General features: G+C 47.0%; 11 protein-coding genes and 1 tRNA gene. 8 read left to right on the forward strand and 4 right to left on the reverse strand.

Annotated elements, in window-relative coordinates; translation table 11 throughout:
- Positions 1–669: 669 nt before the first annotated feature.
- A tRNA-Leu gene (locus A1OO_RS00485) sits at positions 670–754 on the reverse strand.
- Between the two features lie 182 nt (positions 755–936).
- Between A1OO_RS00485 and A1OO_RS00490 the strand changes: the two genes are divergently transcribed.
- Positions 937–1,413 (forward strand): RDD family protein, encoded by a 477-nt coding sequence (locus A1OO_RS00490; RefSeq protein ID WP_016958935.1) that lies wholly within the window; start codon positions 937–939, stop codon positions 1,411–1,413.
- An 81-nt stretch (positions 1,414–1,494) separates the two neighbouring features.
- Here the strand turns inward: A1OO_RS00490 and lptG are convergent, their stop codons facing one another.
- A complete protein-coding gene (gene lptG / locus A1OO_RS00495; protein ID WP_016958936.1) occupies positions 1,495–2,568 on the reverse strand; it encodes an LPS export ABC transporter permease LptG in 1,074 nt (357 codons plus the stop codon).
- Complete coding sequence (gene lptF, locus A1OO_RS00500; protein ID WP_017005125.1) at positions 2,568–3,668, reverse strand: LPS export ABC transporter permease LptF; 1,101 nt, start codon at positions 3,666–3,668, stop codon at positions 2,568–2,570. The genes lptG and lptF overlap by 1 nt, the downstream gene beginning before the upstream one ends.
- 193 nt (positions 3,669–3,861) lie before the next feature.
- On the opposite strand from lptF, the gene pepA reads away from it, so the two are divergent.
- From pepA to A1OO_RS22905, 5 genes are all read left to right on the forward strand, one after another.
- Positions 3,862–5,370 (forward strand): leucyl aminopeptidase, encoded by a 1,509-nt coding sequence (pepA, locus tag A1OO_RS00505; protein WP_017005126.1) that lies wholly within the window; start codon positions 3,862–3,864, stop codon positions 5,368–5,370.
- A 143-nt stretch (positions 5,371–5,513) separates the two neighbouring features.
- Positions 5,514–5,963 (forward strand): DNA polymerase III subunit chi, encoded by a 450-nt coding sequence (locus A1OO_RS00510; RefSeq protein WP_017005127.1) that lies wholly within the window; start codon positions 5,514–5,516, stop codon positions 5,961–5,963.
- A 27-nt stretch (positions 5,964–5,990) separates the two neighbouring features.
- A complete protein-coding gene (locus tag A1OO_RS00515) occupies positions 5,991–8,876 on the forward strand; it encodes a valine--tRNA ligase (RefSeq protein ID WP_017005128.1) in 2,886 nt (961 codons plus the stop codon).
- A 302-nt stretch (positions 8,877–9,178) separates the two neighbouring features.
- Positions 9,179–9,583 (forward strand): DUF2061 domain-containing protein, encoded by a 405-nt coding sequence (locus A1OO_RS00520; RefSeq protein ID WP_016958941.1) that lies wholly within the window; start codon positions 9,179–9,181, stop codon positions 9,581–9,583.
- A 191-nt stretch (positions 9,584–9,774) separates the two neighbouring features.
- Positions 9,775–10,683 (forward strand): bifunctional helix-turn-helix transcriptional regulator/GNAT family N-acetyltransferase, encoded by a 909-nt coding sequence (locus A1OO_RS22905; protein ID WP_016958942.1) that lies wholly within the window; start codon positions 9,775–9,777, stop codon positions 10,681–10,683.
- Positions 10,684–10,772: 89 nt separating this feature from the next.
- Here A1OO_RS22905 and rraB read toward each other — a convergent pair whose 3' ends face one another.
- Positions 10,773–11,183: a ribonuclease E inhibitor RraB gene (gene rraB / locus A1OO_RS00530; RefSeq protein WP_016958943.1), complete on the reverse strand. Its 411-nt coding sequence runs from the start codon at positions 11,181–11,183 to the stop codon at positions 10,773–10,775.
- 572 nt (positions 11,184–11,755) lie between these two features.
- On the opposite strand from rraB, the gene arcA reads away from it, so the two are divergent.
- Positions 11,756–12,976 (forward strand): arginine deiminase, encoded by a 1,221-nt coding sequence (gene arcA, locus A1OO_RS00535; protein ID WP_016958944.1) that lies wholly within the window; start codon positions 11,756–11,758, stop codon positions 12,974–12,976.
- Positions 12,977–13,201: 225 nt separating this feature from the next.
- Positions 13,202–14,206, forward strand: coding sequence for an ornithine carbamoyltransferase (argF, locus tag A1OO_RS00540; protein WP_017005129.1), 1,005 nt, complete (start codon positions 13,202–13,204; stop codon positions 14,204–14,206).
- The last annotated feature ends 238 nt before the right edge of the window (positions 14,207–14,444 follow it).

Raw genomic sequence — 14,444 nt, forward strand, 5'->3', positions numbered from 1 at the left:
CAGCGGCTTAACTCGCCGTGTTCCGTGTCGATGGGCCGCATTATAGAGACTTCGAACTGCTTGGCAATAGCTAATTTCAAAAAACTTAATAAAACAGGCCTAACCGTTTAAATTTGCATCATAACGGTCAAAACTGACTATTTATTACTCTATTTTCAGTTGTTTTTCATCAAGTTTTCTTTCTTGAAGCACAATAGAACCCCTTTGCTTCTTTGATATATCGTAATTGCCTGTCTTCAATATCACCTCGCACCCAGTTTTGAACGTTTGGTTCATGTAGATGTAGATGTAGATGTAGATGTAGATGTAGATGTAGATGTCATGTCATACAGCGTAATGAGGGAATCAAGAGTAACAATGAGAACGACCACCAAATACTGTTGTTTCTCTATATATACCCAAACAACCTCAAGATGCTTGTTCAGCGAGAGTTTGTAGGCTGTCAGGCACGGCGTTGGTTTGGAAACATAGTCGCTCTACGTTGAAAATTAGTAACAAAGCATGGCGGCCAACAAAACTCGCCCTTTGGGAGCCTCTCATCTTGAGGTTGCTTGGGTATAGAGGGATTAATAGAAAGTAGAAGATGACGGTGAAACAAAGGAGGGAGAAAATTTGGAAATGCTAGAACGAAAAAAGCCTTAGTCTTTCGACTAAGGCTTTCTCGGAATTTGGTGCCCGAGGTCGGACTTGAACCGACACTCCTTTCGGAAACGGATTTTGAATCCGTCGTGTATACCAATTTCACCACTCGGGCAAGTGCGGCCAATTATACGCATGCCGAACAACGACGCAAGTACATAAATAGAAAAAAATGTTCAACCGTTTCTTTTTTCGCCATCCTGGTAAATAAACATGCAATTTGACCCATTTTTCTCCATTCACCCTTATCGATAAGGCTGTTAAACTGCACGCATTACTCATTATTAGGACAGCAACATGTCTCAATCCTCTGTTCAGTTCAGTGTGCCTAAAGGCGCGAGCTTCTTTCGTCGTATGGGCGCATGGCTTTATGACCTTCTCGTACTCGTCGCCGTTGAAATGCTTGCTATCGGCCTGGTTGTTGGTGGTTTCGCCATTGCGATGCAATTTGGGCTTTCAATAGAAGGTTACGTGGACGTGGGAGATTACCTGACTCGCAACCCTATGATCAGTCCTTTCTTTACTCTCTATGTATTTGCAATTGCTGCGGGATTTTATGGCTACTTTTGGTCTAAAGCAGGTCAGACCGTTGGAATGAAAGCATGGAAGCTTAAACTTGTGAGTGAATTTGGTGGAAACCTCACCTTCACTCAGGCGCTAATACGAATGGCGACTGCTTGTTTGGGTGCGGGTAATCTATTCACCTTATTTGATCGAAACAATCGTGCATTTCAAGATCACTTCTCAAACAGCCAAATGCTCAAGATCGACTAAGTTTCATCATATCGTTTGATATAAGAAGAGGGAGCCCATGGGCTCCCTCTTCTTATATCAAATAAATTTATCGCCTAGCATCTATAACTTTCTATTGAGTAAGTAAAGTGTCACACCGACAAACGCTAAACTGGGGGCAACGGCACCAAAGAAGGGCGGTAAGTTATAGACTAAGGTTAACGGCCCAAACACTTCATTTGATATATAGAAGGAAAAACCAAAAATAACACCGGATAGCACGCGTGCGCCCATGGTCACCGTACGTAGTGGGCCGAAAACAAAGCTCAGCGCCAACAGCATCATTACACCGATAGACAGCGGCTGCAGTACCTTTCGCCACAGAGCAAGTTCATAGCGAGTCGCATCCTGTTTCGATGCCTTCAAGTATTCGACGTAACTGTATACACCACTGAGTGATAACTCTTCTGGTTTCACCGTTACGATGGAAAGCTTCTCAGGTGTCAGCGTCGTTTTCCAGGCTAACTGATCTTCTTTGGTTTCACTGATTTTAATCGGGCCTTCAAAGTGAGTGACGGTGACATTGTTTAGCATCCAACTATCTTTATCCAGATAAGCCCCGCTATCCGCAAACACCATGCTTTTGAGTACTTGGTTGTCGTCAAACTTCCAAATATTCACGCCAGTCAGTGACTCTTTCTGATCGGTTCGTGCAATATAAATAAAATCACTGCCGTCTTTCGCCCAAACACCACTGCGAACAGACATGACGTTACCGCCTGATTTCGCGAACGTTCTCAGTTCACGTGCCGCTTTTTGGGCATCGGGTGCGCCCCACTGCCCTAATGCCAGCACCACCAGCATCAATGGCATTGCCGTTTTTAACACAGAAAGGCCAATATCTAGTTTGGAAAAACCCGAGGCCTGCATTACCACCAGTTCCGAACTTGATGCCAATGAGCCAAGGCCAATCAATGCACCCAGTAATACCGCCATCGGGAAAAACATCTCAATATCGCGCGGCATGCTCAACATGACATATTGCACAGCCGTCATCATGGTGAAAACACCATCACCCACTGAGCGTAGCTGTTCAACAAACTTGATAATGGCCGAAAGCCCCACCAAGGTTGCCAAACACAACGACGTTGTCGCAATAATCGTGCGCCCAATGTAAAGGTCGAGGATCTTAAACATTAGCCGGTCCTCCTCAATCGATATCTCAACTTACGCATGGGTAATGTGTCCCAGCTAATCAGCCCAATAGCCACCAACAATGCCAGTAAGTTGATACTCCAAAGACCGATTTCAGGCCGCAGGTTTCCTTCTTCTATTGCCGATTTAGCCGCGCTTATTGCAAGGAAGTAAGTCAGATATATCAATACCGCAGGGAAAAGTTTTGCAAAGCGCCCCTGTCGAGGGTTCACCGCAGAGAGCGGCACAACGATCATTGTCATTAACGGGATACACAATACGAGAGCGATACGCCATTGCAACTCAGCCTTTGCTTGTGGCGACGACTCATTTAACAGAGCAGGCGTCGGCATGGCATCCCAATCACGTTGTTTCTGGCGAACTTCGCGCTGGCCAATCAACACCTGATAATTGTCATAGTCGGTAATGGTGTAATCCAGTCGAGTTGGTAAACCTTCATACCGGACACCGGTATTTAAATCCAATACCTGACGTCCATCTGGTAGCTCAGAAACAAAACCCTTTTCGGCAACAATCACGTTTGGACGCATCGTATCGCGAGGCACAGGCTGGGCAATAAAGACGTTATGCAGATTCTGTCCGCTTTCCGTGATTTCATTAACAAAGACCACTGCCTGACCATCTGGTGTGGTTTGGATTTGCCCTTGCACGAGAAGCTCAAGACCAGAATCAGATTCCAGGCTTTCCATCACCTTAATTTCTTTGTCATTCGCCCAAGGCGTCAGCCACAGTGCATTAAATGCCGCAACAGCCCCTGTCAACAACGCCAAATACAATGCCGCGTGGATCAGGAACTTGTTCCCAATCCCCGTCGCATTCATCACGGTAATCTCACTTTCAGCATAAAGACGGCCAAAAGTGATCAAAATCCCGATATAAAGGCTAAGTGGCAACATCAACATTGCCATCGATGGCATGTAAAGACCGGCCAGTGTTAACACATCACTACCCGGAATTGAGCCATCTGTAGCGTTTGCCAGCACACGTATGAACTTCTGACTAAAAAAGACCAGAAAAAGCACAAACAACACAGCGAGTTGCGTTTTCACTGTCTCTCGGATCAAATACCGAACAATAATCACGGTGTTTTACCTTTAGAAAACTTGTTTTTTTACTCGAATCGCTATAGTTTTTGGGTAAATGAGTTATTTTTTAATCTTTCGGCCAAGTGTTGACCTGCTTAATTCAATTTACCTCGAACACGAAATCGAGTGCCAATAAAGCGGGCATTATCCAACATTTAGCCTCACTTGTCTTTAGGATGTAGGAGTACGCATGGAGTTCAGTGTAAAAAGCGGGAGTCCCGAGAAGCAACGTAGCGCGTGTATCGTAGTTGGTGTGTTTGAACCACGCCGTTTGTCTCCGGTGGCAGAACAACTCGATAAAATCAGCGATGGGTACATTAGTAGCCTTTTGCGCCGCGGAGATCTCGAAGGAAAGCCTGGCCAGATGCTGCTACTGCATCACGTTCCTAATGTACTTTCTGAGCGAGTGTTGTTGGTTGGTTGCGGTAAAGAGCGTGAACTCGGTGAGCGTCAATATAAAGAAATTATCAAGAACACCATCAACACGCTTAACGAAACTGGCTCAATGGAAGCGGTCTGCTTCCTGACCGAATTGCACGTAAAAGGTCGCGACACGTACTGGAAAGTTCGTCAAGCAGTAGAAAGCACCAAAGACAGCCTCTACACCTTCAATCAATTCAAGAGTGTGAAACCGGAAACCCGTCGTCCACTTCGTAAATTGGTATTCAATGTACCTACCCGTCGCGAGCTAAACCTAGGTGAGCGCGCGATTACCCATGGTCTCGCTGTTGCGTCTGGCGTTAAAGCGTGTAAAGACCTTGGCAACATGCCACCAAACGTAGCAAACCCTGCATACCTTGCCTCTCAAGCGCGCCGTTTGGCAGATGACTTCGATAAAGTCAGCACCAAGATCATCGGCGAACAAGAGATGAAAGAGCTAGGCATGACATCTTACTTAGCCGTTGGCCAAGGCTCACGTAACGAATCGATGATGTCAATCATGGAGTACAAAGGCCATCCAGACCCTGATGCCAAACCAATTATCTTGGTTGGTAAAGGTTTGACCTTTGACGCTGGCGGTATTTCTCTGAAGCCACCAGCCAGCATGGACGAAATGAAGTACGACATGTGTGGTGCAGCATCGGTATTTGGCGCAATGAAGTCGCTAGCAAAACTTGAGCTACCAATCAATGTTATTGGTGTCTTAGCAGGTTGTGAAAACATGCCAGATGGCAATGCTTACCGCCCTGGCGACATTGTGACAACCATGTCAGGTCAAACCGTTGAAGTATTGAATACCGATGCTGAAGGCCGTTTGGTGTTATGTGATGCGCTGACATATGTAGAACGTTACGAACCAGAATGTGTGGTTGACGTCGCTACGTTGACCGGTGCTTGTATTGTTGCACTAAGTCATCACATCAGTGGCTTGTTATCCAATCACAATCCGCTGGCGCATGAAATTGTCAACGCCTCAGAGCAAGCCGGTGACCGTGCATGGCGTCTGCCAATGACCGAAGAGTATCAAGAACAGCTGAAGAGCCCATTTGCCGATATGGCCAACATTGGTTCACCGGGTGGTGGCACTATCGTTGCTGGTTGTTTCCTCTCACGCTTTGCAAAGAAATATAACTGGGCGCACCTTGATGTTGCTGGTACATCTTTTAAAGGTGGAGCCAACAAAGGGGCGACAGGTCGCCCTGTCCCATTGCTTGTTCAGTTCTTACTGAACCGCTCTGGCCTGGAGACGGTGGAGTAAAACTTCACAACATCGACAAGGAGGCTAAACAGCCTCCTTTTTTTCGTTTGTCATGTCATTAGCCAAAGAAAAAGCGATGGATTTTCAGGCAAGCTAACCGCAAACTTAACCGCATTAATTCGCCGTTTAATAGAGAAACTCACATGGCATTGGCAACCTTCTATTTATTGGATGACACCCATACAGATCCCCAGCGCTGTATGGTAGAAAAAGCCGGCCAACTTTCAGCGCTTTTTAGTCAACAAGGTATGAAGGTTTACATTTCGGCGAACGATAAATCTCAAGCGGAAAGCGTCGACGAATACCTTTGGCAACAGTCACCGGATAACTTTGTCGCACACAATCTTGTGGGGGAAGGGCCGAGAGGCGGCGCGCAAGTTGAAATAGGCTGGGCAGGAGTCCGACATACCGGGCACAGAAATGTGCTGATAAATCTGTCCGAAGAAGCAGCAATTTTTGCGCCTTCCTTTGCACAAGTGGTAGACTTCGTGCCTTGCGATGAAACTCTCAAGCAACAAGCGCGAGAGCGCTACAAAATTTACAGAATGGCTGGGCGTCAAATGCGAACCCTCGCCATTGATGACATGTCCTAAATCTCACACTGATCCGTCAAGAGCGCTATGGAAAAGACATACAACCCAACATCAATTGAAAAGGCGCTGTACCAGCGCTGGGAAGAGGCTGGTTATTTTAAGCCTCACGGTGATACATCAAAAGATGCATACAGCATCATGATCCCACCACCCAATGTCACCGGCAGCCTGCACATGGGTCACGCGTTCCAAGATACCATCATGGACACCTTGATCCGTTGCGAGCGTATGAAAGGCAAAAACACCCTTTGGCAGGTAGGTACCGATCACGCAGGTATCGCCACGCAAATGGTTGTTGAGCGCAAGATCGCGGCAGAAGAAGGCAAGACTAAGCACGATTACGGTCGTGATGCCTTCATCGATAAGATCTGGGAATGGAAGAACGAATCTGGTGGCACCATCACCAAACAGCTTCGTCGCCTTGGCGCATCTGTCGATTGGGATCGTGAACGTTTCACCATGGATGACGGTTTATCAAATGCCGTTCAAGAAGTGTTCGTCCGTCTTTTCCAAGAAGATCTGATCTATCGCGGCAAGCGACTGGTTAACTGGGATCCAAAACTGCACACCGCCATTTCAGACCTAGAAGTCGAAAACAAAGACGTCAAAGGCTACATGTGGCATTTCCGTTACCCATTAGCGGATGGCGTGAAAACGGCTGATGGCAAAGACTACATTGTTGTCGCAACCACTCGTCCAGAAACCATGCTGGGTGATACGGGTGTTGCCGTTAACCCTGAAGATCCGCGTTACAAAGATCTGATCGGCAAAGAAATCATGCTTCCGATTGTTGGCCGTCGCATCCCAATCTTAGGCGATGAGCACGCAGACATGGAGAAAGGCACAGGCTGTGTGAAAATCACCCCTGCGCATGACTTCAATGACTATGAAGTCGGCAAACGCCACCAGCTGCCAATGATAAACATTTTGACCTTCAATGCTGACATCCGTGACAGCGCTGAAGTGTTTAGCACCAACGGCGAATCAAGCGACGCTTACAGCAGTGAGCTGCCAGAAGCATACCGTGGCATGGAGCGCTTCGCCGCGCGTAAAGCCATCGTTGCTGAACTTGATAGCCTTGGCCTGCTAGAAGAAATTAAAGACCACGACCTTACCGTGCCTTACGGTGACCGTGGTGGTGTGGTTATCGAACCAATGCTGACCGACCAATGGTACGTACGCGCAGCAACACTGGCGCAGCCAGCGGTTGAAGCCGTCGAGAATGGCGACATTCAATTCGTGCCTAAGCAATACGAAAACATGTACTTCTCTTGGATGCGTGACATTCAAGATTGGTGTATCTCTCGCCAGCTTTGGTGGGGACACCGCATTCCTGCATGGTATGACAACGACGGTAACGTCTATGTTGGCCGCAACGAAGAAGAAGTGCGTGAGCAAAATAACCTTGCACCCGTGGTTGTGCTTCGCCAAGACGACGATGTGCTTGATACCTGGTTCTCATCTGCATTGTGGACATTTGGTACACAAGGTTGGCCTGAGCAAACGCCTGATCTAAAAACCTTCCACCCGTCTGACGTGTTGGTAACAGGTTTCGACATCATCTTTTTCTGGGTTGCTCGCATGATCATGATGACCATGCACTTCTGTAAAGACGAAGATGGCAAAGCGCAAGTGCCATTCAAAACCGTTTATGTCACCGGTCTTATCCGTGATGAAAACGGCGATAAGATGTCGAAATCAAAGGGTAACGTCCTTGACCCAATCGACATGATTGACGGTATCGGCCTTGAAGAGTTAGTTGAAAAGCGTTGTGGCAACATGATGCAGCCTCAACTTGCTGCCAAGATTGAAAAGAACACACGCAAAGCCTTTGAAGGTGGCATTGAACCTTACGGTACAGATGCACTGCGTTTCACCCTAGCAGCCATGGCATCAACAGGCCGTGACATCAACTGGGACATGAAGCGCCTTGAAGGTTACCGTAACTTCTGTAACAAGCTATGGAACGCAAGCCGTTACGTGCTGATGAATGCAGAAGACCAAGATTGCGGAACCTCTTTGTCTAAAGAGCAGCGCGCTGCGATGGAATTCTCACTGGCAGACAAATGGATTGAGTCTCAATTCCAACTGGCAGCGAAAGATTTCAACGCACACATCGAGAACTTCCGTCTGGATATGGCAGCCAACACGCTGTACGAATTCATCTGGAACCAATTCTGTGACTGGTACCTAGAACTGACCAAACCTGTTCTTTGGAAAGGCACAGAAGCGCAACAGCAAGCGACGCGCTTCACACTGATCACTGTGCTTGAGAAGACATTACGTCTTGCTCACCCAGTACTGCCATATATCACCGAGTCTATTTGGCAGAGCGTTAAGCCATTGGTTGAAGGTATTGATGCAGCTAACTTTGATGAAACCATTATGCTGCAAGCATTGCCGCAGTATGATGAAGCACAGTTTGATGCAGATGCCTTGGCAGACATTGAGTGGGTGAAAGCCTTCATCACCTCAATTCGTAACCTGCGTGCAGAATATGATATAGCGCCAAGCAAACCGTTGGATGTCATGCTGAAAGCCGCCGATGATAAAGACATCGCGCGCGTGGAAGCAAGCAAACAAGTACTGATGTCTCTCGCTAAGCTTGAAGACATTCGTGTACTGACATCAGGTGAAGAAACCCCAGCATGTGCGACAGCACTTGTGGGTAAATCTACCCTAATGATCCCAATGGCAGGCCTCATCGATAAAGATGAAGAGCTAGCGCGTCTAGATAAAGAAATTGCCAAGACACAAGGCGAAATCAAACGTATCTCTGGCAAGCTGAGCAATCAAGGTTTCGTGGCTAAAGCGCCAGAAGCGGTTGTTGAAGCAGAGCGTGCGAAACTAGACGGTTACCACGAAACACTGGTGAAACTGGAAGAACAGAAAGCGATCATCGCTGCACTGTAATTCAACGCTTCAAACGGTTTAACCAATAAAAGGCTGACGAGTAATCGTCAGCCTTTTTTGCATTTCAAGATTCGAGATTCGGTAAACAATTCTCACCCAATCAACGTCCATATCCCGTATAGCAGCAGATAAAGATAACCCTGCTCTAGTGGTTTGTTTCTTTGATTGATTTTCGCCTCGGTTCTTTACACATCGCCAATCAATAGGTTTAACCTATCAAAATAATTCACAGAAAAGCCATTTACAAATGAGAATTATTTGCAATAATGGATCTGTACCCATGAGGGATCTGAGGACCTATTATGAAAAAGACCATGAGCTTTGCTGTCATTCACTTTACTGTTGCGTTTACTGTCGCTTATATCCTGACAGGCGATATTCTGATTGGTAGCTTGATTGCGATGATCGAGCCCATGGTCAATACGGTTGCTTTTTACTTCCATGAAAAAGCTTGGGACAGCAAGCGCTTAAAGCGCACCATGAAAAATAACCCTGGCCGTAAAACAGCAAGCTTTGCGGTGATTCATTTCAGTGTCGCGTTTGGTGTGGTGTACGTGCTAACAGGCGATATCTTGATTGGTAGCGTGATGGCGATGATCGAGCCTTGTATCAATACCATGGCGTATTACCTTCACGAGCGTGTTTGGCAGAAAAAAGAAGCGTTTCGTATGATGCAATGTCGCCACAATCACTCTGTCACCGCATAACACCTCATCAAAAATAACAGGGCAGCTGAGGCTGCTCTCTTTGTCACTGATACCCCCTAACGTCTCTTCCCTCTTCAGTTTGTTGAATCAACGCAGTCATTTTTATTTTGGTTAAAAATACTAATGCCTTACTCTGTATGACGTAAGGCATTTGCGATTCATCGCGAGACACCGACGTTAATGGAGACACTATGCACTCAGGTCCTGTGGAAATTCGATCTTTAGTCCGACAGCTGCTCAGACATCGTGGGCTATTAGATAATATTTATGGCACCGCAGGCCTGACGACAGTGCAATGTCATGTTCTGATCGAGCTTGAGCAAGGTGCATTAAGCGCAGAAGAATTAGCAACACGACTCAACATTGACGTGATCAACGCTAACCGCACCCTCGCTATCTTGATTAATAATGACACCGTGGCCTATCAAGTCGATGCCAGAAATGCACAACCGCGTTATCTGCTAAGCGACTTTGGACACGATCGGCTCAACCAGCACCATGTCGGCATCAATCAAGAAATCGCCTTGTACCTTGAGCAGCTAGATCTCGATGAAATCGAAAATCTCTCCCGCTCATTGCATCGCTACAACCGAGCAATGGAACAGAGCGAGCATCAAAAGGGCTTCACCTTACGCCCACTAGAGCCTGCTGATAACGCAGCCATCGCCGCAGTTATTCGTAAAGTATCGACAGAATATGGGCTAACAGAAGATAAGGGTTACAGCGTGGCCGACCCAGCGCTCGATTCGCTCAGTGAATGCTACCAAGCAGATAATGCCGCATATTGGGTCGTTGAACATAAAGGGAAGATCTTGGGTGGCGGCGGCATTGCACCATTGGAGGGAGAGGCATCGCTGTGTGAACTACAGAAAATGTATTTTCGTCCCGAGCTGCGAGGCAAAGGTTTTGCCCGTCGTATTGCCGCAATGGCGATGAAATTCGCCCGTGAAAAAGGCTATACCGGTTGCTATCTCGAAACCACAGCCTGTTTAAAAGAAGCGATTCATCTTTATGAATCTCTTGGTTTTAAACACCTAGATAAACCCTTGGGGAAAACCGGGCACGGTGACTGTGAAGTTGTGATGCTGAAAACCTTTTAGGTTGGTAGTGATAATCTCCAATCACGGATCAGCGCGCACAAAAAAGCCGGACGAATCCGGCTTTTTCCGTTTTGTAAGAGAGAACGCGATTATTTCGCGTCTTCCTCTTCTTCCAAGTCACCTTCTTCTTCTTCGTCGTCTTCTTCATCAGACTCAAAGTAAGTGCCCCAGCCGTCGTAATCGATCTTATGTTTTTCAGCCAATGCCGCTAGTTTCTCAACCTGCTCATCGATGCGTTCTGCATCAAGGGCTGATTCCATCACAGCATCAAAGCAAATAACCGTCGAGCCATCATCTAGTTCAAGTTCTTCTGCATCTAGCACTTCAAAACCTAGTTTGAACGCCTCAACCGCTGCACCTTCCAGCTCAGCAAAACTGTCAGCTGACAGGTGATGCTCGATGGTATAAAGCGCATCTGGATCGCTACCATCATCTAGCAGCGCAGCAATGATTTCGCGGGTTTCCGCTTTTTGTTCTTCAATAATGTCAGCGTAAGACATTGGATAACTCCAGACTGAAATAATAACCGAAGCACTATCGCATGGATTGGCTTGCTTTGCCACGTCCAATTGATAGCGCATGAAGACGCAGTATGACTGCGTTTATCGCTAAAAATCTCGCATTGAATGCATGTTAATTAAAAGTAAAATTGACCTTAACCAACAAGGTTGTCATTATTTGAGAACAGGGAAATAACAACACAAGATGCTACACATACTTAGGTTTTGCCTCATCTTGCGCCAAGAAAACCCTAAATTATGGAATAGTGTGCATTTATATCGCATAGATAAGCACAAATGAGCGCATGCACTGGCAGGTCAAGCACGAGATACCGCTGACTCGGCAAGCCGAAGTGCTGCTGTTGAGATAAATGGATTTACGACACGTTTTCAGGCGTCTTTGCTAGCAAACGCCCCTGTTACAGAATTCTGTCGCTTAATCTCCATGTTTTCCCGCCATTCCGGACAAAATGATCGCGTTTAAATCCACTATTCTGACTCCAGATCAGTGGCTTCGATTCGCATATTTTGCCAACTGGCGGAGCTAATAATAATTCAAGAGAGAAACGATCATGAGTCAGTTATATGTGGGTTCTGAAGTCGGACAATTGAAACGTGTGCTGCTGCATAGACCAGAGCGAGCCCTCAACCACCTCACTCCTTCAAATTACAAAGATCTGCTGTTTGATGATGTTTTGGCCGTCGAACGTGCCGGGGAAGAGCATGATCAGTTTGCACAAACATTACGAGATCAAAACGTAGAAGTCTTACTGCTGCACGATCTGCTGGCAGAGACCTTAGCCATACCAGAGGCTAAAACTTGGCTTCTCGATGTGCAGGTTGGTGAATACCGCTTGGGCTACCAATTTGCAGGGGACGTACGCACGTACCTTAACGAGTTAAGCCATGAAGAGTTAGCACACATTCTTCTCGGTGGTTTGAGCTATATCGACTTCCCTCTTCAGTCGTCCTCTATGATGCAGGCAATGCATGAGCGCACTGATTTCATTATCGACCCATTGCCGAACCACCTGTTTACCCGTGACACGTCTTGCTGGATATACGGTGGTGTATCGCTCAACCCAATGGCGAAACCTGCTCGTCAGCGCGAAACCAATCATCTCCGTGCCATTTACCGTTGGCACCCGATATTTGCGGGCAGTGACTTCCTCACTTACCTAGGGGCAGAGCAGCGCGACTACGACAACGCCATGGTTGAAGGTGGTGATGTGCTTGTAATCGGTAATGGGGCAGTGTTAGTCGGCATGTCTGAGCGCACCACACCACAAGGTGTTGAGGCGTTGGCAAAAAGCCTATTTGAACAAGGTCAGGCCAAAGAAGTTATCGCCATTAACTTACCTAAACATCGTTCTTGCATGCACTTAGACACTGTCATGACCCACATGGATATTGATACCTTCTCAGTCTATCCGCAGGTCATGCGCAAAGATCTGCAATCTTGGCGATTAACCAACAAAGGCAATGGAGACGTCGACGTGAAAGAAGCCGATTACTTCCTTCATGCCATTGAGAAAGCACTTGATATCCCGCAACTCAATATCATCACCACGGGTGGTGACAGTTTTGAAGCCGAGCGTGAGCAATGGAATGACGCGAATAATGTCCTCACCGTACGCCCTGGCGTCGTTGTTGGTTACGAAGGCAACGTGTATACCAACGAAAAATACGACAAAGCAGGGATTACCGTGCTGCCTATTCCCGGCGATCAGCTTGGACGCGGACGCGGTGGCGCGCGCTGCATGAGCTGCCCTATCGAACGCGAAGGGCTATAACTCCCGGCTTATTCCACACTCCTGAATCGATCAAGGCCGCTGTAAAGTGGCCGCTTTTTTATTCCCTACGCCTCTCTATTTTAATGAATACCGATCCATTACATATAATTATTTATTCACTGGGGTTGCATTCCTACTCACGTTTAAGTGAAAATCGTGATTATTATCATAGTGGACCATGATTCTGCTATTCAGTTGTACACGGGATTTTGAAGGGAACTCATTATGGCTTTTAATCTTCGTCACCGGAATTTTCTCAAGCTGTTGGATTTCACGCCTCGCGAGATTGAACACCTGCTTTCTTTGTCTGCCGAGCTTAAAAAAGCCAAATATAATGGCTACGAACAGCCACGTTTGAAAGGCAAGAATATTGCCCTGATCTTTGAAAAGGCCTCCACCCGTACACGCTGTGCATTCGAAGTGGCCGCGTTCGATCAAGGCGCACAAGTCTCGTACCTTGGCCCATCAGGTTCGCAGATTGGCCATAAAGAATCGATGAAAGACACGGCACGCGTGCTGGGTAGAATGTACGACGGCATTCAGTACCGCGGTTTTGGACAAGAGATTGTTGAAGAACTCGGTAAATATGCAGGTGTGCCTGTTTGGAATGGCCTGACGGATGAGTTCCATCCAACACAAATCCTCGCTGATTTTCTCACCATGCAAGAGCATGGTCGTGGCAAACAATTGCATGAAATCAAATTTGCCTATCTGGGCGATGCGCGCAATAACATGGGTAACTCGCTCATGGTGGGCGCAGCAAAAATGGGCATGGATATTCGTTTGGTTGCGCCGAAACAATTTTGGCCAGAAGCCAGCCTCGTTGAACAATGCAAAGCCATTGCAAAAACAACTGGCGCGCAAATCACCTTGACCGAAAACGTTGAAGAAGGCGTGAAAGGGTGTGATTTTCTCTACACCGATGTTTGGGTGTCGATGGGCGAATCAAAAGAAACATGGGATGAACGTGTCGCGCTGATGACGCCATACCAAGTCAACATGAACGTCATCAACGCCACGGGCAATCCGCATGTGAAGTTTATGCATTGCCTGCCCGCTTTCCACAACGATGAAACCACCATCGGCGCAGAAATCGCTGAAAAATACGACATGAATGGTCTCGAAGTCACTGAAGATGTGTTTGAGTCCGACTATTCCATCGTGTTTGATGAAGCAGAAAACCGCATGCACACCATTAAAGCAGTGTTAGTGGCCACGCTGGGCAACTAACCGTTTCCCCCTGATTACCGCTGTGTGATACAGCGGTTTGTTATCTTGTCAGACACGCGCCGCTGCGCTCCCCTTTGCCCTCATGACTTTCTCAGGTTTATTCTACGAGTCTTGCGCCCTCACAAAATGGGCGTATAATTCCTCGCAATTTGTCAGAAAAATGAATCGAAATGCCACACTTAGCGACACAATCAACGGCTAAACAGTGCCCTAAAGTGGCAATGGCATCCTATTTCGT

This window comes from Enterovibrio norvegicus FF-33 (assembly GCF_000286835.2).
GTDB classification, from domain to species: Bacteria; Pseudomonadota; Gammaproteobacteria; order Enterobacterales; family Vibrionaceae; genus Enterovibrio; species Enterovibrio norvegicus_A.

Bases quoted from the DNA above. Each gene is read 5' to 3' on its own strand.
- argF (WP_017005129.1), top strand. From the start codon at position 13,202: ATGGCTTTTAATCTTCGTCACCGGAATTTTCTCAAGCTGTTGGATTTC.
- A1OO_RS22905 (WP_016958942.1), top strand. From the start codon at position 9,775: ATGCACTCAGGTCCTGTGGAAATTCGATCTTTAGTCCGACAGCTGCTC.
- pepA (WP_017005126.1), top strand. From the start codon at position 3,862: ATGGAGTTCAGTGTAAAAAGCGGGAGTCCCGAGAAGCAACGTAGCGCG.
- A1OO_RS00515 (WP_017005128.1), top strand. From the start codon at position 5,991: ATGGAAAAGACATACAACCCAACATCAATTGAAAAGGCGCTGTACCAG.
- A1OO_RS00490 (WP_016958935.1), top strand. From the start codon at position 937: ATGTCTCAATCCTCTGTTCAGTTCAGTGTGCCTAAAGGCGCGAGCTTC.
- arcA (WP_016958944.1), top strand. From the start codon at position 11,756: ATGAGTCAGTTATATGTGGGTTCTGAAGTCGGACAATTGAAACGTGTG.
- A1OO_RS00520 (WP_016958941.1), top strand. From the start codon at position 9,179: ATGAAAAAGACCATGAGCTTTGCTGTCATTCACTTTACTGTTGCGTTT.
- rraB (WP_016958943.1), bottom strand. From the start codon at position 11,183: ATGTCTTACGCTGACATTATTGAAGAACAAAAAGCGGAAACCCGCGAA.
- lptG (WP_016958936.1), bottom strand. From the start codon at position 2,568: ATGTTTAAGATCCTCGACCTTTACATTGGGCGCACGATTATTGCGACA.
- A1OO_RS00510 (WP_017005127.1), top strand. From the start codon at position 5,514: ATGGCATTGGCAACCTTCTATTTATTGGATGACACCCATACAGATCCC.